The 24,671-nt window shown below is 73.5% G+C and carries 25 protein-coding genes; 12 read left to right on the top strand and 13 right to left on the bottom strand.

What is annotated here, in order from left to right:
- Positions 1–32: 32 nt before the first annotated feature.
- Positions 33–1,226, bottom strand: coding sequence for an MDR family MFS transporter (locus ACIBQ8_RS23690; protein ID WP_397171056.1), 1,194 nt, complete (start codon positions 1,224–1,226; stop codon positions 33–35).
- Between the two features lie 58 nt (positions 1,227–1,284).
- Here ACIBQ8_RS23690 and ACIBQ8_RS23685 point away from each other — a divergent pair, with 58 nt between their 5' ends.
- Entirely contained in the window at positions 1,285–2,250 is a 966-nt protein-coding gene (locus ACIBQ8_RS23685; protein WP_397192971.1) for a DUF5937 family protein, read from the top strand.
- A 19-nt stretch (positions 2,251–2,269) separates the two neighbouring features.
- Here the strand turns inward: ACIBQ8_RS23685 and ACIBQ8_RS23680 are convergent, their stop codons facing one another.
- Positions 2,270–3,250 (bottom strand): terpene synthase family protein, encoded by a 981-nt coding sequence (locus ACIBQ8_RS23680; protein ID WP_397171060.1) that lies wholly within the window; start codon positions 3,248–3,250, stop codon positions 2,270–2,272.
- An 8-nt stretch (positions 3,251–3,258) separates the two neighbouring features.
- Positions 3,259–3,804, bottom strand: a complete 546-nt coding sequence (locus ACIBQ8_RS23675) for an EF-hand domain-containing protein (RefSeq protein WP_397171062.1) — start codon at positions 3,802–3,804, stop codon at positions 3,259–3,261.
- Between the two features lie 152 nt (positions 3,805–3,956).
- Here ACIBQ8_RS23675 and glnA (ACIBQ8_RS23670) point away from each other — a divergent pair, with 152 nt between their 5' ends.
- Positions 3,957–5,318, top strand: a complete 1,362-nt coding sequence (gene glnA / locus ACIBQ8_RS23670; protein ID WP_352353441.1) for a type I glutamate--ammonia ligase — start codon at positions 3,957–3,959, stop codon at positions 5,316–5,318.
- A gap of 27 nt (positions 5,319–5,345) precedes the next feature.
- Here glnA (ACIBQ8_RS23670) and ACIBQ8_RS23665 read toward each other — a convergent pair whose 3' ends face one another.
- Together ACIBQ8_RS23665 and ACIBQ8_RS23660 are read right to left on the bottom strand one after the other, a co-directional pair.
- Complete coding sequence (locus ACIBQ8_RS23665; protein ID WP_397171064.1) at positions 5,346–5,690, bottom strand: YciI family protein; 345 nt, start codon at positions 5,688–5,690, stop codon at positions 5,346–5,348.
- Positions 5,691–5,730: 40 nt separating this feature from the next.
- Positions 5,731–6,324, bottom strand: a complete 594-nt coding sequence (locus ACIBQ8_RS23660) for an AAA family ATPase (protein WP_397171065.1) — start codon at positions 6,322–6,324, stop codon at positions 5,731–5,733.
- Positions 6,325–6,769: 445 nt separating this feature from the next.
- Between ACIBQ8_RS23660 and ACIBQ8_RS23655 the strand changes: the two genes are divergently transcribed.
- Positions 6,770–7,483 carry a PaaI family thioesterase gene (locus ACIBQ8_RS23655; protein ID WP_397171067.1) on the top strand — a complete coding sequence of 238 codons (714 nt, stop codon included), beginning with the start codon at positions 6,770–6,772 and terminating at the stop codon, positions 7,481–7,483.
- 44 nt (positions 7,484–7,527) lie between these two features.
- Here ACIBQ8_RS23655 and ACIBQ8_RS23650 read toward each other — a convergent pair whose 3' ends face one another.
- Complete coding sequence (locus ACIBQ8_RS23650; protein WP_397192970.1) at positions 7,528–8,376, bottom strand: alpha/beta fold hydrolase; 849 nt, start codon at positions 8,374–8,376, stop codon at positions 7,528–7,530.
- 113 nt (positions 8,377–8,489) lie between these two features.
- Here ACIBQ8_RS23650 and ACIBQ8_RS23645 point away from each other — a divergent pair, with 113 nt between their 5' ends.
- Complete coding sequence (locus ACIBQ8_RS23645) at positions 8,490–9,188, top strand: type 1 glutamine amidotransferase (RefSeq protein ID WP_397192969.1); 699 nt, start codon at positions 8,490–8,492, stop codon at positions 9,186–9,188.
- A gap of 101 nt (positions 9,189–9,289) precedes the next feature.
- Here ACIBQ8_RS23645 and ACIBQ8_RS23640 read toward each other — a convergent pair whose 3' ends face one another.
- Positions 9,290–9,853 (bottom strand): HXXEE domain-containing protein, encoded by a 564-nt coding sequence (locus ACIBQ8_RS23640; RefSeq protein ID WP_397192968.1) that lies wholly within the window; start codon positions 9,851–9,853, stop codon positions 9,290–9,292.
- A gap of 83 nt (positions 9,854–9,936) precedes the next feature.
- Between ACIBQ8_RS23640 and ACIBQ8_RS23635 the strand changes: the two genes are divergently transcribed.
- Together ACIBQ8_RS23635 and ACIBQ8_RS23630 are read left to right on the top strand one after the other, a co-directional pair.
- Complete coding sequence (locus tag ACIBQ8_RS23635; RefSeq protein ID WP_397171074.1) at positions 9,937–12,858, top strand: bifunctional [glutamine synthetase] adenylyltransferase/[glutamine synthetase]-adenylyl-L-tyrosine phosphorylase; 2,922 nt, start codon at positions 9,937–9,939, stop codon at positions 12,856–12,858.
- A 33-nt stretch (positions 12,859–12,891) separates the two neighbouring features.
- Positions 12,892–13,935, top strand: a complete 1,044-nt coding sequence (locus ACIBQ8_RS23630; RefSeq protein WP_397192967.1) for a hypothetical protein — start codon at positions 12,892–12,894, stop codon at positions 13,933–13,935.
- A gap of 5 nt (positions 13,936–13,940) precedes the next feature.
- On the opposite strand, the gene ACIBQ8_RS23625 is transcribed toward ACIBQ8_RS23630, so the two are convergent.
- Positions 13,941–14,768: a LysR family transcriptional regulator gene (locus ACIBQ8_RS23625; RefSeq protein WP_397192966.1), complete on the bottom strand. Its 828-nt coding sequence runs from the start codon at positions 14,766–14,768 to the stop codon at positions 13,941–13,943.
- A gap of 83 nt (positions 14,769–14,851) precedes the next feature.
- Here ACIBQ8_RS23625 and ACIBQ8_RS23620 point away from each other — a divergent pair, with 83 nt between their 5' ends.
- Together ACIBQ8_RS23620 and ACIBQ8_RS23615 are read left to right on the top strand one after the other, a co-directional pair.
- Positions 14,852–16,126: an MFS transporter gene (locus ACIBQ8_RS23620; RefSeq protein WP_397171079.1), complete on the top strand. Its 1,275-nt coding sequence runs from the start codon at positions 14,852–14,854 to the stop codon at positions 16,124–16,126.
- A complete protein-coding gene (locus ACIBQ8_RS23615) occupies positions 16,123–16,845 on the top strand; it encodes a B3/4 domain-containing protein (RefSeq protein ID WP_397171081.1) in 723 nt (240 codons plus the stop codon). The genes ACIBQ8_RS23620 and ACIBQ8_RS23615 overlap by 4 nt, the downstream gene beginning before the upstream one ends.
- 25 nt (positions 16,846–16,870) lie before the next feature.
- On the opposite strand, the gene ACIBQ8_RS23610 is transcribed toward ACIBQ8_RS23615, so the two are convergent.
- The 3 genes from ACIBQ8_RS23610 to ACIBQ8_RS23600 all read right to left on the bottom strand — a co-directional run bounded on the left by ACIBQ8_RS23610 (position 16,871) and on the right by ACIBQ8_RS23600 (position 19,873).
- Complete coding sequence (locus ACIBQ8_RS23610) at positions 16,871–17,104, bottom strand: hypothetical protein (RefSeq protein ID WP_352353417.1); 234 nt, start codon at positions 17,102–17,104, stop codon at positions 16,871–16,873.
- 226 nt (positions 17,105–17,330) lie between these two features.
- A complete protein-coding gene (gene glnA, locus ACIBQ8_RS23605) occupies positions 17,331–18,755 on the bottom strand; it encodes a type I glutamate--ammonia ligase (protein ID WP_352323044.1) in 1,425 nt (474 codons plus the stop codon).
- A 95-nt stretch (positions 18,756–18,850) separates the two neighbouring features.
- The gene (locus ACIBQ8_RS23600) at positions 18,851–19,873 is read right to left on the bottom strand and encodes a hypothetical protein (RefSeq protein WP_397192965.1); all 1,023 of its coding nucleotides are present in this window, start codon (positions 19,871–19,873) and stop codon (positions 18,851–18,853) included.
- 77 nt (positions 19,874–19,950) lie between these two features.
- On the opposite strand from ACIBQ8_RS23600, the gene ACIBQ8_RS23595 reads away from it, so the two are divergent.
- The 4 genes from ACIBQ8_RS23595 to ACIBQ8_RS23580 are packed head-to-tail and all read left to right on the top strand — an operon-like array spanning position 19,951 to position 23,214.
- Positions 19,951–20,412, top strand: a complete 462-nt coding sequence (locus ACIBQ8_RS23595) for an RDD family protein (protein ID WP_397171085.1) — start codon at positions 19,951–19,953, stop codon at positions 20,410–20,412.
- Positions 20,409–21,602 carry an MFS transporter gene (locus tag ACIBQ8_RS23590; RefSeq protein ID WP_397192964.1) on the top strand — a complete coding sequence of 398 codons (1,194 nt, stop codon included), beginning with the start codon at positions 20,409–20,411 and terminating at the stop codon, positions 21,600–21,602. The genes ACIBQ8_RS23595 and ACIBQ8_RS23590 overlap by 4 nt, the downstream gene beginning before the upstream one ends.
- A gap of 47 nt (positions 21,603–21,649) precedes the next feature.
- Positions 21,650–22,273 carry a TetR/AcrR family transcriptional regulator gene (locus tag ACIBQ8_RS23585; protein ID WP_397192963.1) on the top strand — a complete coding sequence of 208 codons (624 nt, stop codon included), beginning with the start codon at positions 21,650–21,652 and terminating at the stop codon, positions 22,271–22,273.
- Positions 22,273–23,214 carry a hypothetical protein gene (locus tag ACIBQ8_RS23580; protein WP_397192962.1) on the top strand — a complete coding sequence of 314 codons (942 nt, stop codon included), beginning with the start codon at positions 22,273–22,275 and terminating at the stop codon, positions 23,212–23,214. The genes ACIBQ8_RS23585 and ACIBQ8_RS23580 overlap by 1 nt, the downstream gene beginning before the upstream one ends.
- Here the strand turns inward: ACIBQ8_RS23580 and ACIBQ8_RS23575 are convergent.
- Together ACIBQ8_RS23575 and ACIBQ8_RS23570 are read right to left on the bottom strand one after the other, a co-directional pair.
- Positions 23,195–23,959, bottom strand: coding sequence for a class I SAM-dependent methyltransferase (locus ACIBQ8_RS23575; RefSeq protein WP_397171091.1), 765 nt, complete (start codon positions 23,957–23,959; stop codon positions 23,195–23,197). The genes ACIBQ8_RS23580 and ACIBQ8_RS23575 overlap by 20 nt on opposite strands.
- Positions 23,959–24,639 (bottom strand): DUF4191 domain-containing protein, encoded by a 681-nt coding sequence (locus tag ACIBQ8_RS23570; RefSeq protein WP_397171093.1) that lies wholly within the window; start codon positions 24,637–24,639, stop codon positions 23,959–23,961. Before ACIBQ8_RS23570 ends, ACIBQ8_RS23575 begins: the two co-directional genes overlap by 1 nt.
- Between the last annotated feature and the right edge of the window lie 32 nt (positions 24,640–24,671).

Raw genomic sequence — 24,671 nt, 5'->3', positions numbered from 1 at the left:
CGTGGAGCGCCGCCCAGGGCCTCAGGCCGGCGTCAGCGCCGCCGGATCGCCGGGCCGAGGGCCAGCATGCCCGCCGCCGAGACCAGCGCGACGCCGCCCACGGCGAACCACAGCGTCTTCGGCCCGGCCGCCAGCAGCGGGCCGCCCATCAGCGGCGCCAGCACCGAGGCCAGCGACCAGGCGAAGCCGAACAGCCCCGAGTACCGCCCCCGCAGGTGCTCGGGGGCCAGCGCGGCCACGATCGTCCCCGAGATGCCCGCGGTGATGATCTCGCCGACGGTCCACACCGCGATCGTGACGGCCAGCCAGAACGTCGTGGTGACGAAGGCCGTCAGCGCGAACCCGACCCCCATGACCGCCAGCCCGAGCGCGAACGTGCGGGAGGGGTCCCTGCGCCCGAGCCAGCCCGAGACCAGCGGCTGCACGACGACGATCAGCACCCCGTTCAGCGCCATGGCCAGGCCGAACTGCCCCGGCGTCAGCTTCACCACCGACGTCATCGCGACCGGCAGCATGGTCACGGTCTGCAGGTAGACCAGCGCGTTGCCGAGCACGACCAGCGTGAAGGCCACCATCAGCCGGTCGCGCAGCACGACGCCGAACCCGCCGGACGACTCGCGCGCCGGCGGCCGGGTCTCGGGCACCGCCCGCCACACCAGCGCGGCGAAGATCAGGCACGAGGCCGCGTCGATCCAGAACAACCAGGCGAACCCGACACTGGCCAGCCAGCCGCCGGCCGTCATGCCGACCGCGTAACCCAGGTTGATCGCCCAGAACAGCAGCCCGTACGCGCGGGCCCGCTCCGACGGCGACACCAGGTCGGCCACCAGGGCGCTGGACGCCGGCCGGTAGATGTCGATCACCAGCCCGAGCACGAACATGGAGGCCACGATCGCCGGCAGCGAGGTGCTGTAACCCAGCGCCAGCATGGTGGCGGCGGTGGCCGCCATGCCGCCCGCCAGCGTGACCCGCCGCCCGATCCGGTCGGTGAGCACGCCGGCCAGGATCTGCGACAGCAGCGAGCCCGCGCCGTAGACGCCCATGACCAGGCCCACGGCGGTCACCGACATGCCGCGGGAGTGGGTCAGGTACACGCCGGTGAACGGCATGACCAGGGTGCCCAGGCGGTTGACGAGGGTGCCGCTCCACAGGGCCCAGAAGGGCCGCGGCAGTCCGCCGATCTGGGCGCGGAGGAAGGAAGGCTTCTCAACAGCGGTGCTAGACACGGGTCAAGGGTCGGGCCCGGCGGGCCGCGGTGCCATCGATTTAGTGCACACTAAAACCATGGCCGTCACCTGGGACCTCAAGCCGGAGGACGTCGCGCGCATCCGGTTCGCGTTCTCGCCCATGTGGGAGCTGGTCGCGAGCCTGCGCACCCTCCAGGACCCCTCCAGGCAGTCGATCCACCTGCCCTGGATCAAGGCCGTGCGCCCCCGGCTGGCCGGGCTCGACCTCGACGAGCTGTTCGCGCTGGTGCCGCCGACCGGCTACCTGGCCGACTTCATCACCCCGCCCCCGCAGACGCCGCTGCCCGACTTCGCCGCCGAGCTGGCGCAGGTCCGCGGCACGCCGCCGGAACGCGCCCGCACGGAGGCCGCGACCATCGCGGGCACCGACCGGGCGCTGCTCGACCGGTTCATGGCGGACCCGGCGGCCGGCGTGGCCCGGGTGGCCGGGGCGCTGGAGACGTACTGGCGGGTCTGCTTCGAGGAGTTCTGGCCGCGCGTCTACGGGCTGCTCGAACGCGACGTGCTGCGCCGCTCCCGCCAGCTCGCCCAGGGCGGGGCCAGGGAGCTGTTCGCCGGGCTCGGCCCCGCCGTGGAGTGGACGGGGGAGCGGCTGCTCATCGACCGGCCCTGGTGCCACGCGGGCGGCCTGCACGGCGACGGGCTGCTGCTGGTGCCGAGCGCGTTCTACTGGCCGTCGGTGGCCGTGATGTCGGCTCCGTACCAGTCGATGCTCGTCTATCCGGTGCTCGGCGTCGGCACGCTGTGGGAGCAGGGCCCGCCGCCCGCCCCCGGCGCGCTGGCCGCGCTCATCGGCCGCAGCCGGGCGCAGATCCTGCTCGCGCTGGCCGAGCCGAGCACCACCTCGGCGCTGGCCGTCCGGATGTCGCTCACGCCGGGCGCGGTCAGCCAGCACCTCGGGGTGCTCAGCGACGGCGGGCTGGCGGTGGGCCTGCGCCTGGGCAAGCAGGTCGTCTACCGCCGGACGGCGGCCGGCGACATGCTCGCCGGCGCCTCCCCCTGACCGGCCGCCGCCGATCGCCTCAGGCGTACCGGGACGACTCCAGCAGCCAGTCCAGGTGGGCGCGCGGCGCGGCCAGGTAGGCGCAGGCGACCTTGCTGACGTCCCTGGCCGCCTTGGGCGGGAGGTCGTCGAGCGGCAGCCGCCTGGCCGCCCGGTTCATGTCCTGGCAGCGCCCGGCGATCCGGTCGAGCACCCACGCGACGGCCTCGCGCTCGCCCAGCCCGAGCTGCCGGACCGCCAGCACGACCAGGTTGTGCACGTCGCCGCGCTCCTTGGGCCGCGAGGCCACGTCGTTGCACCAGGCCGTGACGTCGCTGCACGCCTCCACCAGCTCCCGCCACGGGTCGCACTGGACCACCCAGGCCGGCACCTCGACCCGCAGGCACGGCTCCACCAGGTCGTACAGGTAGGGGCCCACGGTGCCCCTGCGCAGGGCCGGGTACTCCTCCAGCGTCGGCATGCGCCCGGCGGCCCGGTTGTCGGCCTCGGTGCGGCACGCGTCGGCCTGGCGGCGCAGGTTGACCGCGAAGCGGGCCCGCCACTGGTCGCTCATCCGCGCGCTGGTCACCCGCCACAGGTCGGCGAAGGCCGCCTCCAGCGGGTGCCGGGCCGCGCCCTTGAGCATGCCGCCGAAGATGTCCAGCGGGCACGACCCCTCGTCCAGCTCGTCGTCGAGGTGGAACAGCCAGGTCAGCCACTGGGCGAACAGCGCCGCGGCGGCCGCGTCGAACTCGGCGAACGCGCGCCCGGCCATCCGGTGGAAGCCCACCCCGGCGTCGGCGCGCAGGCCCGTCCGCCTGGCCCAGTCGATGACCGCGGCCTCGATGGCGTACACGGCCGGGTGCATCCGGCAGGGCGCCCCCATCGCCGGCACCCGCTCGACGAGCGGCAGCAGCGCCAGCGCGGGCGAGCCGCCCTTGCGCGGCAGCGGCAGCATCGGCTTCCAGTGCAGGACCGAGCGGAGCGCGGTGCGCACCGTGGCGAACACGGTGGTGCTCACGGCCGTGTTCACAGCGGACCGTAAAGCCAGTTGCCCGCGGCGTTCGGGTCTGAGCTGCGGTAGTAGTCCTCGGCCGCGTGGATCAGCTCCTCGACGGTGAGCGCGCCTCTGCCCTCCCGGTCGAGCCGGTCGAACGCCTCGTCCACGTCGTCGTAGGCGGTGCCGAACGCGCTGAGCATCGTACGGAACTCGCCCGGCCGGATCAGGCCGTCGCCGTCGCCGTCGCAGAGCTGGGCCACCGCCACCGTCGCCGGCCGGAACACCGGCTCGTACCGGTCGCCGGTGACGAACGCCGCCGTCATCCCGCCGCGGAAGTCCGTACGCGCGATGCCGGAGTCGCCGTCGCGGTCGAGCGCCCGCGACAACGTCGACCAGATGCCGTCGAAGCTGCCGACGAGCCGGTTGCCGGTGACCGAGGTGGGGGACTCCCCGAAACCCACCAGCAGGCGTGCGCCCAGCCCCAGCAGGTCCTCCCGTTCGACGACGCCGTTGCCGTTCGCGTCGATGTGGTCGAACGCCCGATCGAGCTTGTGATTGAGCAGGTCGATAGCCACCAATGCCTCCCCCGAGACTAACTGCGTGATCACAGTAGATCTGGGCGGCCCCTTTGTCAGTGAGGCTCGCACCGGCACCCCCCGTAACGTGTGCGAAACACGGGCACGGCATGCTGATACAGAGACCAGCACTGTCTGCAAGAGGGGACGCCTTGGACCGCCAGCAGGAGTTCGTGCTCCGCACGCTAGAGGAACGCGACATCCGGTTCATCCGGCTCTGGTTCACCGACGTCCTCGGCTTCCTCAAGTCCGTCGCCATCGCGCCCGCCGAGCTGGAAGGCGCCTTCGCCGAGGGCATCGGCTTCGACGGCTCGGCGATCGAGGGCTTCGCCCGCGTCTACGAGTCCGACATGCTGGCCAAGCCCGACCCCTCGACGTTCCAGATCCTGCCCTGGCGCAGCGAGACGCCGGGCGCGGCGCGCATCTTCTGCGACATCCTGATGCCCGACGGCACCCCGTCGCACGCCGACCCGCGCTGGGTGCTCAAGCGCACCCTCGCCAAGTGCGCCGACATGGGCTTCACCTTCTACACCCATCCCGAGATCGAGTTCTTCCTGCTGAAGAACCGTCCCGAGGCGGGCCAGCGGCCCGAGCCGATCGACTCCGGCGGCTACTTCGACCACACGCCCCACAGCTCCGGCCACGACTTCCGGCGCCAGGCGATCATGATGCTGGAGTCGATGGGCATCTCCGTCGAGTTCAGCCACCACGAGGGCGCCCCCGGCCAGCAGGAGATCGACCTGCGCTACGCCGACGCGCTCACCACGGCCGACAACATCATGACGTTCCGGCTGATCATGAAGGAGGTCGCCCTGGAGCAGGGCATCTGGGCCTCGTTCATGCCCAAGCCGTTCACCGAGCACCCCGGCTCGGGCATGCACACGCACATGTCGCTGTTCGAGGGCGACCGCAACGCCTTCCACGAGGCCGGCACCGACTACCGGCTGTCGAAGATCGGCCGCTCGTTCATCGCGGGCCTGCTGCGGCACGCCGCCGAGATCACCGCCATCACCAACCAGTGGGTCAACTCCTACAAGCGGCTGTGGGGCGGCGCCGAGGCCATCGCGGGGCAGGGCGGCGAGGCGCCCTCCTACGTGTGCTGGGGGCACAACAACCGCTCGGCGCTGGTCCGGGTGCCCATGTACAAGCCGCACAAGGGCGGCTCGACCCGCATCGAGTTCCGCTCGCTCGACTCGGCGTGCAACCCGTACCTGGCCTTCGCGCTGGTGCTGGCCGCCGGGCTCAAGGGCATCGAGGAGGGCTACGAGCTGCCGCCGGCCGCCGAGGACAACGTCTGGACCCTGACCAGCGCCGAGCGCCGGGCCCTGGGCATCCAGCCGCTGCCCGGCTCGCTCGACGAGGCCATCGCCGTCATGGAGCGCAGCGAGCTGGTGGCCGAGACGCTGGGCGAGCACGTCTTCGACTTCTTCCTGCGCAACAAGCGGGCCGAGTGGCGCGAGTACCGCCGTACGGTCACCGAGTTCGAGCTGGGCCGCTACCTGCCGGTGTTGTGAGGCCGGGCGGGGGAGACCCGCCCGGCCTCAGCCCTTGAACTCGCGCACCTCGACCGGCAGCACGCCCACGGCGCGGGCCAGCCGGCGCCCCCACTCCAGCGCGGCGTCCAGGTCGGGGGCCCTGATGACGGTGAACCCGCCGACGTGCTCCTTGCCCTCGGTGTAGGGGCCGTCGGTGGTGAACGGCTCGTCAGCGCGCATCCGGATCACCGACGCCTGCTCGGCCGGGGCCAGGCCGCCGGAGAAGACCCACGCGCCGGCCGCGCGCATCTCCGCCTCGACCGCGCCGATGTCGCGCATGATGGGCTCCAGGACCGCGGGCTCGGGCGGCGGGCCGTCGGGCTCGAACAGGGTGAGCAGGTACTGCTTCATGACGGGGTCCTTCCTCGTGCGTCCGCGTCCCCGGACGCCGTCAGTCGGCGGGGGCGCGGTCGGCGCTGTCGAAGACGATGTGCTCCAGCAGGTCGGCCTCGGCCCGGGTGAGCACGTGCGCGCTGACGGCCGGGGCCGGGTCGCCGCCGGTCACCCGCGCCAGCAGGCTCTCCCAGCGGCGGCGGTGGCGGGCGAACGTGCGGGGCGCGACCACCCGGCCCCTGGCGTGCTGCCCGGCGACCGCCACCTCCGGCGGCGCGTCGAGCAGCAGCAGGTGGAAGCTCGCCCGCTGCCTGCGGGCCAGCCAGGCGAACCCCCTCAGCACGTACGTGGCGCAGCCCCGGTTGTGCGCGAGAACCGCCCGCCCGCCGGCCAGCGCCCGGCTGATGCGGCTCAGGTGGGTGGCGAACACCACGGCGCGGCGCACCGGACGTGGGGCCCAGGGGATGCGGCCGTCCCAGCGCAGGCGGGACTGCCCCGAGTCGATCACCACGACCGCGTCGGCGGCGACGGGCGCGCTCTCGGCGCCGTGGAGGCCGTACAGACGGCGCAGCAGCGTGGTCTTGCCGGCGCCGGGCAGCCCGGTCAGCACGACCAGCGACCCGGGCGGAAAGCGTAACGTCGCCCGCTGCACAGACCCACCCCGCCCGATCGGATTCGCTTCGACCCCTGTTCGCGCCAGCATAGGGCGCGGGAGCGCGCGGCGAGCGGGCCCGGCCGCCGGAACGGTCCGACGGGATTCACCGGGAATGGGCCCGGGGCGGGGAAATCACGGGATAAGGTACTGGCGACGCCTTGATCGGTCTCACCCCGGATACAGATACGGCTCCGGGTTGGGGCCGATTTTCGTTGTTCCTCACCCCCGAGTCACATCCGTGCCATGGACGGCGCCGACCCTGGGAGGGGACGGCCGGGGGCGGCCGGGGAAGTTTCGGCCACGCCTGTGGCGTTATGGCATGAGTCGGCCGTCGGTCAGGGACCCCCAGCATCGTGGTAATCCGGGAGTCCAGTAAAATCGGCCTACTCTTTACGATATTTCCGGACTTCTCGCCTTCTGGGGCGATATTGGAGGGTGTGGCATGACGACGGCTGCCCTGCAGACCGTGTTGACCGTTCCCGAGCGTTTCCGGGGCCCGGTGGGAGTCGCCAACGGCGGCTGGATCGCGGGCACCATGGCAGAGGCGCTGAACGGCGGCCGATCAGCGGTCGAGGTCACGCTGCACGCGCCCACGCCCCTGGAGACCGAGCTGCGCCTGGAGCACGTCGCCAACAGCGTCTCGCTGTCCGACGGCGACAAGGTCCTGGTCGAGGCCATCCCCGTCGCCGAGACCCTGACCGGGCCCGGCTTCGTGCCGTTCACCGACGCCGCCCGCGCCGAGGCCGGGTTCGTCGGCCTCAAGGCCCACCCGTTCGCCGAGTGCTTCGCCTGCGGCCTGCGCGAGCCGGGCGACGGCCTGCGCATCTTCCCCGGCCCGGTGGAGGGCTCCGACCTGGTCGCCGCCGGCTGGCGGGTGCCGTTCACGGTGAGCGGCGAGGACGGCGTGCCCGCCTCGATCATCGGCGCGGTGCTCGACTGCATCACCGGCTGGGCGCACTTCGGCCCCGGCGAGTCGGCCCTGCTCGGCCGCCTGGTCGTGCAGATCGGCGGCCCGGTGCTGCCGGGTGGCCGCTACTCCGTCGTGGCCCGTCCGACCGGCCGCGACGGCCGCAAGATGTACGGCGAGAGCGGCATCTACGAGGACGACGGCACCCTGGTGGCCGCCGCCCGCGCCACGTGGATCGCTCCACGCTGACCTGCGCATCAGGACGGCCCCCGAGCTCGGCTCGGGGGCCTTTCTCATGCCCCGGTGATCCGTTCCAGGACGGTCGTCACCGGCTGCTCGTCGAACAGGATCGTGTAGTGGTTGCAGTCGGGCACGACCTCGTCGCGCAGGCCGGGCACGCGGGCGGTCCAGGTGCGGGCGACCTCGTCGGGGAGCATGCCGGTGTCCTGGTTCAGCAGGCCGCGCGGGGCCCTGAGCAGGAAGGTCGGCGCCTTGATCGCGGCCAGCGCGGCGCCGATCCGGGTGCTCTCGGTGCGCATCCAGCGCCCGTCCGCCATCACGGCCTCGCCGACCGCCCGCGAGCGCAGCGCGCCCTCGGGTCCGTCGAGGTCGTAGCGCACGTACGCCTCCACGTCGGGGCTCCAGCGGCCGACGAAGGCGGGGTGGGCCTTGAAGAAGTCCACGTACTCCTCCGGGGTCGCGAACGTCCGGCGCAACCGGGCCAGCGCGGGGCCCAGCGTGGCCGCCAGCGCGGCGTCGGGGTCCTCGCCCTCGGGCAGGGGCAGCGGGAGGCCGCCGTCCACCAGGACGACCCGCTCGAAGTCGCGTTCGGCCCCGGCCAGCACGGCCACGTACGCGCCCATCGAATGGCCGGCCAGCACCGCGTCCGGGCCCGCGCCGACGTGCTCGGCGACGCGCAGGACGTCCTCGGCGTGCCGGGGCAGCCCGTACGGGCCGGGCAGGGAGGCGCTGTGACCGCGGCCGCGCAGGTCCATCGCGATCAGCGACCATTCCTCGGGCAGCCGCCGCCCGACCGCGCCCCAGGCCATCAGCGAGGCGCTGATGCCGTGGACCGCGATGACCTTGCGGGGGCCGGTGCCGAACGTGGCGACGCGGAGCCCGTCCACTTCGTCGAATCTCATAGCCGGATCCTAGGGACGCCGTCCGGGGCCGGGGATCACCGCCCTTCGCGTGAGCACTTCGCAGGACGGGCGTAAGGGCTTTTTCGCCAGAAAATGCGGATAAATTACCCGATATGCGCATCACCGTGATCGAGCACGAGGCCGGCGCCGGGCTCGGCCACCTGGCGGACTGGCTGGGGCCCATCTGCGACGTCGTACGGCCGTACCAGGGCGAGCCGGTGCCGGAGCGGGCCGCCGACGGCCTGATCGTGCTCGGCGGCGCCGCGGCCGCCTGGGAGGACGAGCGCAGCCCCTGGCAGCCCGCCACCCGCGCCCTGCTGCGTCGCGCCGTGGAGGAGGGCACGCCCACGCTCGGCATCTGCCTCGGCGCCCAGCTTCTCACCATGGCGCTCGGCGGCACGGTCGAGCGCGGCGGGAACGGCCTGGAGGTGGGGGCGTGCGAGGTGGTCGCGCTGCCCGCCGCGGCCTCCGACCGGCTGCTGTCGGGCGTCCCGGCCAGGGCCGTCGCCGTCCAGTACCACCAGGACGCCATGACCCGTCTGCCGGCGGGCGCGGTGCCGCTGATGACCGGCGACCGGTACCCGAACCAGGCCTACCGGGTCGGCGAGCGCGCCTGGGCGGTGCAGTTCCACCCCGAGGCCACCCCGGAGATCTTCACCTCCTGGACGGCGGAGTCGGACCTGGAGGCGGCCGAGGACCTGAACGCCGCCGTCAAGGCCGCCGGGCCCGCCCTGGTCGCGACCTGGCGCCCGGTCGCGGAGGCGTTCGCCCAGGTGGTCGCCCAGGCAGCCGAAGCCTCCCGCCCAGCCTGACGCCCCCCGGGAACCCACCGCCCCGGAACCCGCAGCCTCACCGCCCCCACTGTCCGGCATGGCCACCCGGCTCGGGCCGGACGGCGTGGCGTCGGTGCGGGTCAGAACCAGCGGTCGCGGCCGAGGCCGTCCGCGGCCGACGGCTCGGCGGCCCGCGTGCGGCGGCGGGTGAGCAGGTGGGCGGCCGCGTGCACGCCCCCCACCGTCAGCGGCAGCGCCGCGAGCCCGAACGCGGCCGACCGCCCCGGGGCCGCCACCGCCCCCGCCCGCCGCAGCCGCCGCCACGCCCACGCCGAGAACGGGATCACCACCAGCGGCGCCGTCGCCACCCCGGGCGTGTACCCGCGCGTGGCGACCGCCTGCGCCAGGTGGACGACGCCGTGCAGCCCGAACCCGGCCAGCACCGCCTGGAACACCGGGCTGCGCCCGCCGCTGCGCGCCCCCAGTGCCGAGGCCCCCGCCACCACGCCGCCCATCAGCCCGATCGCCACGTTCACCCGCGCCTGCGACACCTCCAGCCGCTCCCACGGCACCCCCGGGTACATCCGCTCCAGCCGGGGACGGGCCCGCCGCGCCCATCCCGCCATGGTCGCCAGCTCCTCGGCGTCGTGCACGGCCCAGGCCGCCAGCAATCCCCAGGTCACCGCCGCGGGCATCCGGCTCATGTCGTCCCCCTCCTCAGCAAAACGCAACGCTACGTTGCGTTGTACTCTACGGCCTTCCCGAAGCCACCTGTCAAGATGAGCAGGTGCCCAGGATCGAATCGACCGCCGCACGCCTGGCCAAGCTCGGCTTCGCCGACGGCGCCAGGGCCGCGCAACTGCTCGACCGCACCCCCGCCGACCTCGACGACCTCCTGGAGTTCCTGGTCGCCGTGGCCGATCCGGACCAGGCCCTGGTCTCGCTGACCCGCCTGGCCGAGCGCGAGCCGGCCGTCCTGACCGCGGTGCGAGAGGACGAGCGGCTCAGGGCGCGCCTGTTCGCCGTGCTCGGCGTCAGCGCCGCGCTCGGCGAGCACCTGGTCCGCCACCCCGGCCAGACGGCCCTGCTGGCCGAGCCCGAGCTGGGCGAGGCGCGCGCCGCGCTGCTGCGCGCCGTCGGCGCCGAGCCGGACGAGCCCGAGCCGCGCGCCGGCGCCCCCGACCCGCTGGTGGCGCTGCGGGTGGCCTACCGGGGCCGGCTCATGCACCTGGCCGCCCGCGACCTGACCGGGCAGGCCACGCTCCCGGAGGTCATGGCCGAGCTGTCCGACCTGGCCGGCGCGGCGCTGGAGGCCGCCCTGGCGATCGCCCGCGCCGAGGTCGACGACTCCGAGGCGCGCCTGGCGGTCATCGGCATGGGCAAGTGCGGCGCGCGCGAGCTCAACTACATCAGCGACGTCGACGTGATCTTCGTCGCCGAGCCGCGCGAGGGCGCCGACGAGACCAAGGCGCTGCGGTCGGCGACCCGGCTGGCCCAGGCCATGATGCGGGCCTGCACGGCGGCCACCCAGGAGGGCTCGCTGTGGGAGGTCGACGCCGGCCTGCGCCCCGAGGGGCGGTCCGGCCCGCTGGTCCGCACCCTGGCCAGCCACCTGGCCTACTACCGCCGCTGGGCCAAGACCTGGGAGTTCCAGGCGCTGCTCAAGGCCCGTCCGGTGGCGGGCGACCAGGAGCTCGGCGAGTCCTACGTCCAGGCGGTCAACGACCTGGTCTGGACGGCCGCCACCCGCGAGCACTTCGTCGAGGACGTCCAGGCCATGCGCCGCCGCGTCGAGTCGCACGTGCGCGCCGAGGGGGAGCGGCAGCTCAAGCTGGGGCCCGGCGGGCTGCGCGACATCGAGTTCGCCGTCCAGCTCCTGCAGCTCGTGCACGGCAGGCTCGACCCGCTGCTGCGCCGCCGGGGCACCCTTCCGGCCCTGGCCGCCCTCTCCCGCGGCGGCTACGTCGGCCGCGACGACTCGCGCGGGCTCGCCGAGGCGTACGCGTTCCTGCGCCGGGTCGAGCACCTGTTGCAGCTCCACCGGCTGCGGCGTACGCACCTGCTGCCCACCGACGAGGCCGACCTGCGCAGGCTCGGCCGCGCCCTCGGCATGCAGGCCGACCCGGTGGGGGAGTTCACCGCCCGGTGGCGGCGGCACGCCATGGAGGCGCGGCGGCTGCACGAGAAGCTGTTCTACCGGCCGCTGCTCCAGGCGGTGGCCCGGCTGCCGGAGTCGGAGGCGCGGCTGTCCACGGCCGCGGCGGCGGCCCGGCTGGAGGCGCTCGGCTACGTCGACCCCAACGGCGCGCTGCGGCACATCGCCGCGCTGTCCACGGGCGTGTCCAGGCGCGCGGCCATCCAGCGCACGCTGCTGCCCGTCATGCTCGGCTGGTTCGCCGACACGCCCGACCCCGACGCGGCGCTGCTCGGCTTCCGCCAGGTCAGCGACAAGCTCGGCAGCACCCCCTGGTACCTGCGGCTGCTGCGCGACGAGACGGCGGTGGCCGCCCGCATGGCGCGGGTGCTCGGCACCGGCCGCTACGCCACCGGCCTGCTCATGCACGCCCCCGACGCGGTCGCGATGCTCGGCTCCGACACCGAGCTGGCCGTGCGCTCGCCCGAGTCGCTGCGCGGCGAGGCGTCGGCCGCGGTGTCCCGGCACGCCGGCGACCCGGAGACCGCGGTGGCGGCCGTGCGCGGGCTGCGCCGCAGGGAGCTGTTCCGCACGGCCGTCGCCGACATCTCGGGGCTGCTCGACATCGAGGCCGTCGGCACGGCCCTGTCGACGCTCACCGACGTGACCCTGCAGGCCGCGCTCGACGCCGCGCTGGCCAAGGCCCAGGACGTGACCAGGTTCGCGGTCATCGCCATGGGCCGGCTCGGCGGCATGGAGTGCTCGTACGCCAGCGACGCCGACGTGATGTTCGTGCACTCGCCGCTGCCCGGCGTCGAGGAGCGGGAGGCCACCGACGCCGCCTTCGCCGTGGCCAACGAGCTGCGCCGGCTGCTGTCGCTGCCCGCGCCCGACCCGCCGCTGCTCATCGACCCCGACCTGCGCCCCGAGGGCCGCCAGGGGCCGCTGGTGCGCACGCTGGCCTCCTACCGCGCCTACTACGCCCGCTGGTCCTCGCCGTGGGAGGCGCAGGCGCTGCTGCGCGCCCGCTTCTCGGCCGGCGACGCCTCGCTCGGCGACGCGTTCACGTCGATGATCGACGAGCTGCGATACCCGGCCGGCGGGCTGCCCGAGGACGCGATCAGGGAGATCAGGCGGCTCAAGGCGCGCATGGAGGCCGAGCGGCTGCCGCGCGGCGCCGATCCCGCCCTGCACACCAAGCTCGGCCCCGGCGGGCTGTCGGACGTGGAGTGGGTGGCCCAGCTCCTCCAGCTCTGCCACGCCGGCGGCGTGCCGGCCCTGCGCACCACCCGTACCGTCGCGGCGCTGCGCGCGGCGGCGGCCGAGGGGCTGCTCGACCCGGCCGACGAGCGCGTGCTGGCCGAGGCGTGGCGGTTCGCCTCCAGGGTCCGCGACGCGATCATGCTGGTCAGGGGCAGGCCGGGGGACAGCGTGCCGGCCGAGGCGGGGGAGCGCCGGCTCATCGCCCGTACGCTCGGCTACCCGCCCGACGGCTCGGAGGACTTCCTCGACGACTACCGTCGCGTCACCCGCCGCGCCCGCCAGGTCGTCGAGCGCGTCTTCTACGGGGGTTGATCCCGGTCCGCGGCCGGGTGTATCAAGGCGCAGGTGTTATCCGTTTACGTGGACCTGGCCCTCGGCCTGGTGGTGTCGTTCCTGCTGCTCTCACTGCTGGTGAGCGGGGTCAACGAGGCGTTCGTGCGCCTGCTCGCGATCCGCAGCAAGTTCCTGTGGGCCTACCTGCGGGACACCCTCGACGGCGCCGACGCGCAGGGCAGGTCGTGGCTGCCCGCCAAGGTGCGCGACGTGTTCGCCGCGCTGCCGTTCTCCCGCGATCCCCGGCCGGCCCACAGCGACCAGCCCGCGCCCGCCGAGCCCGGCACGCTGCCGGTCGCCGAGCCCAAGGCGCAGGACGCCATGGTCAAGCTGCTGTACGAACGCGTCCAGGAGATCGACCACCCGACGAAGGGCCGGACGAGCATCGCCAACATCCCGCCGGGGCGCTTCGCCGTCGCCCTGATGGAGATGGCGGCCGCCGAGCCCGAGGGCGTCGAGGGCTTCCTGGCCAAGCTCAAGGAGATGGGCAGCCCCCTGTACGGCCACCTGCGCGGCGTCTGGGAGACCGCGCAGCGCGACCTCGACCGGTTCAGGCAGGGCGTCGAGACCTGGTTCGACGGCGAGATGGAACGCCTGTCGATGTTGTACAAGCGCTACGTCAAGTGGGTGGTGGCCGTCCTCGGCCTCCTGGTCACGCTGCTGTTCACCATGGACGGCCTGGAGTACGGCAAGACGCTGCTGCGCGACAACGCCTTCCGCGCCTCGGTGACCGCCGTGGCCGAGGCGGGCCCGGCGGCCTACGACGAGCTCAAGGCACGGTGCGGCGGGTCCGACCCCGTGCCGTGCATCACCGAGACGCTCAGCGAGCCCGCGATGGTCCAGATGCTCCAGCACGCGCTGGTCAGCATCGCCATCCCGGCCGAGGGCGACCCCACGCTGCACTGGAACGGCGCCGCCTGGTGGAGCCGGCTCACCACCCCCAGCCACTGGCCCGGCTACCTGCTGACGTACGTGGCCCTGCTGTTCGGCGCCCCCTTCTGGTGGGACGTGTTCCGCCGCATCACCGGCATCAAGGCCCGGCGCAAGGACCGGTAGACGGGTCAGGCGCTCATGGCGTACAGCACGTCCCGCAGCGACTCCTCGCGCCCGCGCAGCCAGACCAGGCGCAGGGCCAGCGCGGGCGCCCGGCAGTCGAGCGCGACCAGCGCGCCGGAGTCGAGGTCGGCGCCCAGCGCGAAGTCCGGCAGCAGGGCCTGCCCGAAGCCCTGCCGGGCCCACTCGCGGGCGGTGGCGATGCTGGTCAGCTCCCTGCGCGGCACGTCCGGGCCGAACGCCTGGTCGGCCGCGAGCCGGATCGAGCAGCCGGGCGGGCTCACCAGCAGCGGCTCCCGCTCGCCGTCCGGCGCGGCGACCAGCGACAGCGCGACCTCGCCGACGTCGAGGAAGTCCATGCTGGGCGGCGGGGTGAAGCCGAGGCCGCCGATCCGCGGGCCGAGGTCGAGCAGGAGCGCCGCGTCCAGGTCGCCGGAGGCCACCTGGGCCAGCAGGTCGTGCCGCATCAGGGAGCGCACGTCCACGTCCAGGTCGGGACGGCGTTCGGACAGGCGGCGCAGCACGGCGGGCAGCCGGGCGGCGGCCAGCATCTCCAGCGCGCCGACGCGCACCCGGCGGCGCCGGCCGGTGACCGCGCGGCGCACCTCCTCGGCGTGGTCGAGCAGGCCCTGCGCGCGGCCGAGCAGCGCGGCGCCGGCCTCGGTCAGCCGCATGCCCTGGGGCGTGCGCTCGAACAGCGGCACGCCGAGGCTGCCCTCCAGCCTGCGCACCTGCTCCGACACCGACGCGGGGGCCAGGCCGAGCGCGTTCGCCGCGCCGGTGACGGTGCCCGCCCCCGCGACGGCGACAAAGCCCCTCAACTGCCGCAAGTCCATATAAAGCAGCATAAGGTTTTCCCGAATGCCCCGTACGGCGCCGCCTGTTGAGGGGAAAAGTGGCGTTTCAGCAGGCTGTGGGCATGCGAATGTTCGGTTTCTCCCTCGCCTACTTCCTGGTGATCCTCGACACCACCGTGCTGACGATCGCGCTGCCGGACCTGCGCGCCTCCCTCGGCGGCTCACTGGCCGGGCAGCAGTGGGCGGTCAACGCCTACACCGTCGCCTTCGCCGCGTCGCTGCTCACCGCCGGAGCCGTGGCCGACCGGTTCGGCGCGGCCCGCGTCTTCAAGGCCGGGGTGGCGTTGTTCGGCGCGCTGTCGCTGCTCAGCGCGGCGGCGCCGGACCTCGGCGTGCTGGTCGTGCTGCGCGCGCTGCTCGGCGTGGCGGCGGCGCTGTGCACCGGCGGCTCGCTGGGGCTGCTCGCCGAGATGCACCCGGCGCCCGCCGCCCGCGCCCGCGCCACCGGCCTGTGGGCGGCCGTCACCGGCTCGGCGCTCGCCGCCGGCCCCCTGCTCGGCGGCCTCCTGGTCGGACTGTCCGGCTGGCGCGCGGTCTTCCTGGTCAACGTGCCCTTCGCCGTGGCCAGCCTGCTGATCATGCGGGACGTCGCCTCCCCGCGCGGGTCCCGGCGGATCGACTGGCAGGTCCAGGCCCTGGCCTGCGTGCTGCTCGGCCTGGTCGCCGAGGCCCTGATCGACTCCTCCGCGCTCGCCGCCGGGCTGGCCGTGGCCGTCCTGGTGGCGCTGGTGCTGGTCGAACGCCGCAGCCACGCCCCCGCCCTGCCCGGCGGCCTGCTCGCCGCGACCTGGCCGGAGCTGCTGGCCGGGACGGTCGCCAACTTCGCCTTCTCCGGCGCGCTGTTCGTGCTCACCCTCCTCCTCCAGGACACCCGCCACCTGTCCCCGGTCGCCGCCGGGCTCGCCTTCCTGCCGCTCACCCTGCCCATGACGGTGAACCCGCTGCTCACCGGCCGCCTGGTGGCCCGCTACGGCCCCCGTCCGCCGATCCTGGGCGGTCTGGCCCTCCTCGCGACCGGCCTGGCGGGGGTGGCCTTCACCGACGTGCTCACGCCCTGGCTGGTGGTCATGGGGTTCGGGCTGTCGTTCGTGTTCCCGGCGCTGATGGCCGGCATGGTGAACGCCGCCCCCGCGGGCACGGCGGGCACCGCGGGCGGCGTGCTGAACGCCTCCCGGCAGGTCGGCGCCACCCTCGGCGTGGCGGTGCTGGGCGTCGTCGGGCGGCCGCTGCTCGCCGCGGCCGTCCTGACGGCGGTGACGTTCGGCTGCTACGCCCTGGCCGCCGCCCGCGCCCGGCATGCCGCGCGGGGACGCCAGGAGGCCGCCGCAGTATCGTGAGCCGCACGAGTCAGACGACCGGCGAGGTGACAGTGCGTTTCCAGCATTCCGCGGACATCTGGCGGGATTTTCCCGACCTGGTGCCCTTCGCGCTCCACGCGGCGGGCGTCGACGCCGCCGCCCGCGTCGACGACCAGGTGGCCCGCTACGGCGACCTGGCCGCCCGGCGCGCCGCCCCCGAGAGCGAGCTGCCCGAGATCCAGGCGTGGCGGCGGGCGTTCACCCGGATGGGGCTCAAGCCGACGCAGTACCGGTGCGCGTCGGAGTCGCTGCTGCGCCGCTTCAGGAAGGAGGGCGCGCTGCCGCGCCTGCATCCCCTGATCGACCTGTGCAACGCGATCTCGATCGCCTTCGCCGTGCCGGTGGCGGTGTTCGACGTCTCCCGCGTCTCCGGCTTCGTCGAGGTGCGGTACGCCTCCGGCGAGGAGACGTACCTGACCTTCTCCGGCGAGACGGAGCACCCGGCCGCCGGAGAAGTGATCTTCGCCGACGCGGACGGCCGGGCGCACGCGCGCCGCTGGACCAACCGGCAGAGCGGCCTGTCGGCGGTCCGCGACACCACCACCGAGGTGCTCATCGTGGCCGAGGCCCTGCACGAGACGGCCCGCGCGGACGTCGAACGCCTGGCCACGGCCCTCTACGACGAGCTGACCGCCCTGTGGCCGGTGTCGCCGAAGTCGGAGATCCTCACCGCGCCGGAGCCCCGCTTCGACTTCTGACCACGGGGCGGCCCCCGCTCACGGCTCAGCAGGGCGTGAAGTAGACCTTCTGGGTGCCCGACAGGACGCCCCACTCGCCGGCGGGCTGGCCGCAGCCGAACCACCGCTGGCCGACGAGCTGGTCGCCGTTGAAGTAGGCGAAGACGACGAGGAGGTCGCCGCCGGGCGGCGGCGGCGGAATGGCGTGAGCCGGGGTCGAACCGAGACAGAGCGCGCCGGCGGCCAGCACCGCGGCTAACAGCCCTCGTCTGATCCTCATGACGGTCCTCCAGATCCTTCGGGCGCGTTCGGCCGATGGCCGGTTGCGTGATCTGGGATCAAGGTAACCGCGTTCCGCAAACCCCGCCAGATCCCTCGTAACCACCCGTTGCGGAGGCGTCGGGCGCGGCGGCTCCGTCACCCAGGGGTGAGCGAAAAGGGGCCCGGCGCCGTCGTCGGCGCCGGGCCCCTTCAAGCCGGGTTCTCCCGATGGGGGAACCGCGGCCTCACACGTCGTAGTACAGCTCGAACTCGTGCGGGTGCGGACGCAGGCGGATCGGGTCGACCTCGTTCTCCCGCTTGTACGACACCCACGTCTCGATCAGGTCGGGCGTGAACACGCCGCCTTCGAGCAGGTAGTCGTGGTCGGCCTCCAGCGCGTCGAGCACCTCGGGCAGCGAGCCCGGCACCTGCGGCACCTGGCGGGCCTCCTCCGGCGGCAGCTCGTAGAGGTCCTTGTCGACCGGCTCCGGCGGCTCGATCTTGTTGCGGATGCCGTCGATGCCCGCCATCAGCATCGCCGAGAAGGCGAAGTACGGGTTGCACGACGGGTCGGGCACGCGGAACTCGATGCGCTTGGCCTTCGGGTTGGACCCCGTGATCGGGATGCGCACGCAGGCCGAGCGGTTGCGCTGGGAGTAGACCAGGTTGACCGGGGCCTCGTAGCCCGGGACCAGGCGGTGGTAGGAGTTGACCGTCGGGTTGGTGAAGGCCAGCAGCGACGGCGCGTGCCGCAGCAGGCCGCCGATGTAGTAGCGGGCGGTGTCGGACAGGCCCGCGTAGCCGACCTCGTCGTAGAACAGCGGCGAGCCGTCCTTCCACAGCGACTGGTGGCAGTGCATGCCGGAGCCGTTGTCACCGAAGATCGGCTTGGGCATGAACGTGACGGTGTGGCCGTACTCAAGAGCGGTGCTCTTGATGACGTACTTGTAGAGCATCAGGTTGTCGGCCGTCTTGAGCAGCGTGCCGAACCTGAAGTCGATCTCCGCCTGGCCCGCCGTGCCGACCTCGTGGTGCTGCATCTCGACGTCGATGCCGCACTCGATGAGGTTGCGCACCATCTCCGAGCGCAGGTCGGTGAAGTGGTCCATCGGCGGGACCGGGAAGTAGCCGCCCTTGTAGCGCGGCTTGTAGCCCAGGTTGCCGCCCTCGGCCCGCTTGCCGGTGTTCCAGGCGCCCTCGATGGAGTCGATGTAGTAGTAGCCGGCGTTCGCCTTGGTCTCGAAGCGCACGTCGTCGAAGATGTAGAACTCGGCCTCGGGGCCGAAGTAGGCCGTGTCGGCGATGCCGGTGCCCTTGAGGTACTCCTCGGCCTTGCGCGCCACGTTGCGCGGGTCGCGGCTGTAGGCCTCGCCGGTCAGCGGGTCGTGCACGAAGAAGTTGAGGTTGAGCGTCTTGTGCTGGCGGAACGGGTCGAGCACCGCGCTGGACGGGTCGGGCAGCAGCAGCATGTCCGACTCGTGGATCGCCTGGAAGCCGCGGATGGACGAGCCGTCGAACATGAGCCCGTCGGTGAAGACGTTCGCGCCGAAGTTCTCGACCGGGAAGGTGAAGTGGTGCGTCGTCCCCGGCAGGTCGGTGAACCTGACATCGACGAACTGCACCCCTTCGTCACTGATGAACTTCAGGACGTCGTCGGCGGAGTTGAACACTCTCGAACCTCCCTGAGGGACTGGCCATCATGCCGACGCTAGGGCGCGGCCGTTTCCGTACGGTGTCTCGATTGTTTCGCATGTGTTACGCAGGGTCACGTCCCCTGGGACGTGTCGCAGCCTCCGTCGAAATCCGGCCGGTCGTCCAGGTCGTAGGGGTCGGTGGCCGGGCCCGTCGGCGCGACGGAACCGGGCGGGTCGTCCTCGTAGACGGGATGGACGAACCCGTCGTCGATGTCGCAGTCGGCCGGGGTGCTGCTCATGCCCCACTTCACGTACAGGGCCGGCCTGCCGTCCGAGCGGTAGAGCTGCACCTCGCCGGTGAGCTGCGAGACCAGCCGCATGGTGGTGGCCGGCGCGCCGGGGCGGCGCACGGCGTAGACGGCCAGGTAGTTCACCTCGACCTTGACGCCGTGCATCCCGTCCTCCCGGAAGGCGCCGAGGCGGGCGGTGCCGTTGACCTTGACGACGTCGGCGGCGAGTTCGGCGCTGCCGGGGGCGAAGCTGTTGACCATCTGGCGGCTGTCGTACTTCTTGCCGCCCAGGTCCTTGGAGAACTCCTCGCGCTGGTCGGCGTCGAGCAGCCGGGCGAAGGCCTTGGGCCGGCCGCCCAGCAGCGTCTCGCGGTCGAGCAGGGCGGCCGACAGCAGGGCGCGGGTGCGTTCCAGGCCCTTGGCCACGTCCGCCTTCGACAGCCCGCCCAGCGCCTTGGCGGCCGGCATCACGAAGCCCGCAGCGCCGTCGGCGTAGCGCTCGGCGGGCGAGCCGGCGAAGGGGTCGTCCGCCGCCACGGGGTTCGCGGGCACGGGCAGGGCCTCCAGGCCGGGGTTCCCGCCGAGCAGGTCGGGACGGTAGGTGACCACGACCCCCGCGGCGCCGACGATCGCGCACAGCGCGATCAGCGCCACCGACATGCGCCCGAGCCGGCGCGGGCCGCGGTCGACCGGCGCGTGGCCGGCGGATAAGCGGTCCCGCCGCGGCGGGCGTGGCGCGCGTTGCCGCGCGACGCCTTCTTTGGCCCCCTTGGCGGCCGACGAGCGCATCCTGCGGCGCTCGCCCTCGTCGATCTGCGCGACCACTTCGTTGAAGCGCGCGTCAAGGTCATCCCCGTGTGGCATGGCGACCATGATGGCGAGGGCAGAGCGCGGTTGGGTCACGATGCCGACCGGCCCGGGGGCCGGATACCGTTGACGTCATGAGCAGCAACGAGCCTCGGTGGACGCAGACCTGGCTGGGCGGCATCCGGTCCGCCGGGATCGACCTCGGATACCCGGGCGAGCGTCTCGGGCTGCCCGAGGAGGGCAGCGGATCGGTCGCCGGGTGGGGGCGCAGGATCGCCGCGCTCGTCGTCGACTGGATGATCTGCACCTGGTTCGTCGTGCAGCTGCTGCTCAGGATGAACCCGGCCGAGTCCCCGTGGGCGCCCGTGCTGGTGTTCGCGCTCCAATACCTGCTGCTCGTCGGCTTCATGGGCCAGACGTTCGGCCACCGGCTGGCCGGCATCCGCGTCGCCGCCATGGACGGCGGCGCCCCGCGCCTGCTGCCCGTGCTGGTGCGCACCGTCCTGCTCGGCCTGGCGCTGCCGGCCCTGATCTGGGACCGTGACCACCGCGGGGTGCACGACCGGGTGTCCAACACCGTGGTCGTCCGGATGTGACGACCGGCCGGGCCGGGGCGGGCCGGTGGTTCGGCCCGCTCATGGTGGCGGCGGTGTGCGTGCAGGCGGCGACGTTCGCGGCCCGTCCGATGGTCAGCTACCGGGCCATCGAGATCGGCGCGGGCAACCTGGGCATCGGGCTCATCACCGCCGGGTTCTCGGTGCTGCCGCTCTTCGCGGCCGTCTCCGTCGGGCGCTGGGTGGACGCCTCCGGCGAGCGCGGCGCGGCCCTGCTGGGCGCCGCGCTGATCACCGGCAGCGCCCTGGCCCTGGCCGCGGCCCGCTCGTTGTGGGCGCTGGTGCTGCTCAACGCGCTGTTCGGGCTCGGGCACCTGCTGTCGGTCGTCGCCCAGCAGGCCGTCATCGCCAACCGGGTGGCCGCCGGGGGCCACGACCGCGCCTACGCGCGCTTCACCGTGTTCACCTCGCTCGGCCAGCTCGCCGGGCCGTCCGCCGCGGCCCTGGTGGCCGGCGGCCCGCTCGTCGCCGACGGCGGCCAGAGCGGTGCCGCCGTCGGGCCCGCCCTCGTCGTGGCGGCCGGGTTCGGGCTGGTGGCGGGGCTGGCGAGCCTGTGGATCGGCGGGCCGGGCCCGGCGCGCGGGCGGGCCGCCGTCCGGCGCTTCCCGCTGCGCGGCACGCTCGGCCAGGAGGGCATGTGGCAGGCCCTGGTCACCAGCCTGGCCACCGTGTCCACGATCGACCTGGTGCTGGCGTACCTGCCGGCCTGGGGGCAGAGCCGCGGCGCCGGGGTGGTCGCGGTGGGCGCGCTGCTGGCGCTGCGGGCCGCCACCACCATGGCGAGCAGGCTCGCCATGGAACGCCTGGTCCTGCGGTACGGCCGCCGCGCCGTCCTGGTGACCAGCACCGTCGCCGCCGCGGTCACCGTCGCCGCGCTGCCGCTGTGCGGCACGGCCGCCGCGGTGCCGGTCGTCGCGCTGATGGGGTTCGCGCTGGGGCTGGGCCAGCCGCTGACGCTGTCCTGGGTGGCCGGTCGCGCGCGGGCGGGCGAGCGCGGCACGGCGCTGGCGCTGCGCCTGACCGGCAACCGGCTGGGTCAGGTGCTGGTTCCCGCCGTGGCGGGCGTGGTGGCGGGGGCGACCGGCGTGCTCGGCGTCTTCGCGCTCAGCGCCGCCATGCTGGCCGCCACCGCCGGTCTGGCCGCCCGCGCGCCGATGAGCACCGCGGAGTAAAACCGTACCGGGTTTGTTTTCTTACCCGGTACGGTTATCGTGGAGCCATGATGGCGGGGCTCAGGGAGCGCAAGAAGGAGCAGACGCGGCGGCGCATCGCGGAGACGGCCCTGCGCCTGTTCGCCGAGCGCGGCTACGACGCGGTGACGGTCAACGAGATCGCCGAGGCGGCCGGGGTCGCGAAGGTCACGCTGTTCGCGTACTTCCCCAGCAAGGAGTGCCTGGCCCTCGACGGCGTCGCCGAGGACACGGCGGCGATCGTGGCGGGCCGCGCGCCGGGCGTCTCGCCGCTCGGCGCGCTGCGCGAGCACTACCGGTCGATGGCCGCCCGGGGCGCGCGGGAGGTGGACGTGGAGGGGCTGCTGACCCGCGTCCGGGTGATCGCGGCCGCCCCGGCGCTGCTGGCGGCCGTCCAGCAGACCCATGCGGGGGAGCGGCACGCATTGGCCGCGGCGCTGGCCGAGGCCATGGGCACGCCCGCGGGCGGCCTGATCGCCCAGCTCATGGCGGCCCAGATCACCGCCACGATCAACACGCTGCAGGAGACGTTCTTCCACCGGCTCGTCTCGGGCTCGGCGCTGGAGGAGGCGGGCCGGCTGCTGGCGGACGACGTCGAGACGGCCTTCGACCTCCTCGAAAACGGCTTCTCATCCATAAAAGAGGGAAAATAGTGATAAAAGGGATTAACTACGACACTGGGTTTCTGAACGGCCCGCAGCTCAGCCGCCGGACCTTCGATCCCGGCGTCGTCGCCCGCGAGATGCGGGTGATCGCCGACGAGCTCCACTGCACGGCCGTCCGCGTCTCCGGCGGCGATCCCGACCGGCTCTCCGTCGCGGCCGAGCGGGCCGCGGCGGCCGGTCTGGAGGTGTGGTTCGCCCCCTTCCCTGTGGACGCCACCCCCGAACAGGCCGTCGCCCTCTACGCCGACTGCGCCGCCCGCGCCGAGTCCCTGCGCCGCGCCGGCGCCGAGGTGGTGCTGGTCGCCGGGTGCGAGTCCAGCGCGTTCTGCCACGGCTTCATCCCCGGCGCCACGTACGGCGAGCGCCTGCAGGCCATGACGACGGCCGACCTCGCCTGGTGGCAGACGACGGCCGCCGACGTCGCGCCCCGCTTCAACGCCTTCCTGGCCGAGGCCGCCGCGGCGGTCAGGGCCCGGTTCGGCGGCCGGCTCACCTACGCGTCGGGCCCGTGGGAGTTCGTCGACTGGACGCCCTTCGACATCGTCGGCGTCGACGCCTACCGCGCCGCCCACAACGCCGCCGGCTTCCCGGCGGAGCTGCGCGCCCACTTCGCCCACGGCAAGCCGGTGGCCGCCACCGAGTTCGGCACCTGCGCCTACAAGGGCGCGGGGGAGCGGGGCGGCTCGGCGTACCTGGTGCCCGAGGGGGCCGTGCCCGACGAGGGCGAGCAGGTCCGCTACTTGGAGGAGTTGCTCGACGTCTTCGAGGCCGAGGGCCTGGCGGCCGCGTTCTGGTTCACCTTCGCCGCCTACAACCGGCGCGGCGCCGACGACCTCGGCTCCTACGGCGTGGTCAGGATGCTCGACGAGACCCGCTGGGAGCCCAAGGAGGTCTTCGCCGCCCTGGCGGCTAGGTATTCGCGCAGGTGAAGATGGCCGTGCCGGGGAGGTGCCGGCCGCGCAGCGGGCTCCAGCCGCCCCACGCCCGCTCGTGCCCCTGCGGCCACTCCGGCTCCAGCAGGCGGGTAAGGGTCAGCCCGGAGGCGGCCAGCAGGCCGATCCAGTCGCCCATCGTGCGGTGGTGCTCGACGTAGGAGGGGGTGCCGTCGTCGTCCCGCTCGACGTAGGGCGAGCGGTCGAAGTAGGAGCGGTCGGAGGTGAGCCCGCGCGGGCCGGGATCGTCGGGGAAGGCCCATCGGATCGGGTGGCTCACCGAGAACACGAACCGGCCGCCCGGCCGCAGCACCCTGCGCACCTCGCGGAAGACCGCCAGCGGGTCGGCCACGAACGGCAGCGCACCGTACGCCGAGCAGGCCAGGTCGAAGGCGCCGGACGCGAACGGCAGCGACTCGGCGTCGGCCTGCGCCACGGGCACGCGCAGGCCGGTGTCGAGGTCGATGCGCTGGGAGTGGCGCAACTGCCGGTGGGAGATGTCGAAGGCGGCCACCCGGGCCCCCTGCGTCACCAGCCACCGCGCGCACTGCGCCGCGCCGCAGCCGATCTCCAGCACCCGCCGGCCGCGCACCTCGCCCAGGAGGTGCGCCTCGGCCTCGTCGACGCCCTCGGGGCACCAGACGAACCCGGTGTCCCCCAGGAAGCCGCCGTGCTCGACCTGGTAGTCGTCGGCGTTGCCGTCCCACCAGTGGCGGTTGGCCCGCGAGGAGACCGACAGCACTAGCGCATCTTCGGGCCGCGCGGCATGCGGGCCCCCTTGGGCATCGGGCCCTTCGGCATCGGCAGGTTCTTCGGCAGCGAGCGCAGCCGGTCCTTGACCTCGTTGACCGAGGGCTTCTTCAGGTTGCGCGGCAGCTTCATGATGTGCCGCTGGAGCTTGGCGATCGGCACCTGGCCCTCGCCGTCGCCGCACTGGATGTCGTAGATCTCGACGCCCAGCACCACGCGCGCGACCCGCTTCTTCTCGGCCGCGAGCATCCTGCCCACCCGGTTGCCCGGCCCCTCGGAGACCAGCACGACCCCCGGGTAGCCGACGACGAGGTGGACCAGGTCCTGGTCACGGTTGACCGCGATGGCCGGGGTGACCTGCCAGTTGCCCCGCATGCCCTGCAGGACCGCGGCGGCCGCGCCGGTCTGGCCGTGCAGGATCGAGTACTGGGCCTTCTGGGCGAGCTGGCCGAAGACGACCAGCCCGACGGTGAGCGCGGCCAGGACGCCGATGAACACCGAATACCACAGGTAGTCCGTGACCAGGCCGATCACGACGACCACAGCCAGCGTGCCCACCGCCGAGAGGAAGACGATCGGCATCCCCTTGGGATTGGCCTGCTTGATGATCTGCGCGATCATGCGGAGCTGCTTGATGCGCCCCGGCTTCTCTGGATCCTCGGACTTTGCCATGCTCAGAAGGATACAAACCAACTGGTGCACTA

This window comes from Nonomuraea sp. NPDC049646, from assembly GCF_044465525.1.
In the GTDB taxonomy this organism is placed as follows: Bacteria; Actinomycetota; Actinomycetes; order Streptosporangiales; family Streptosporangiaceae; genus Nonomuraea.
Note: the sequence above shows the minus strand (reverse complement) of the source record. Positions and strands in the feature narration are given on the sequence as shown.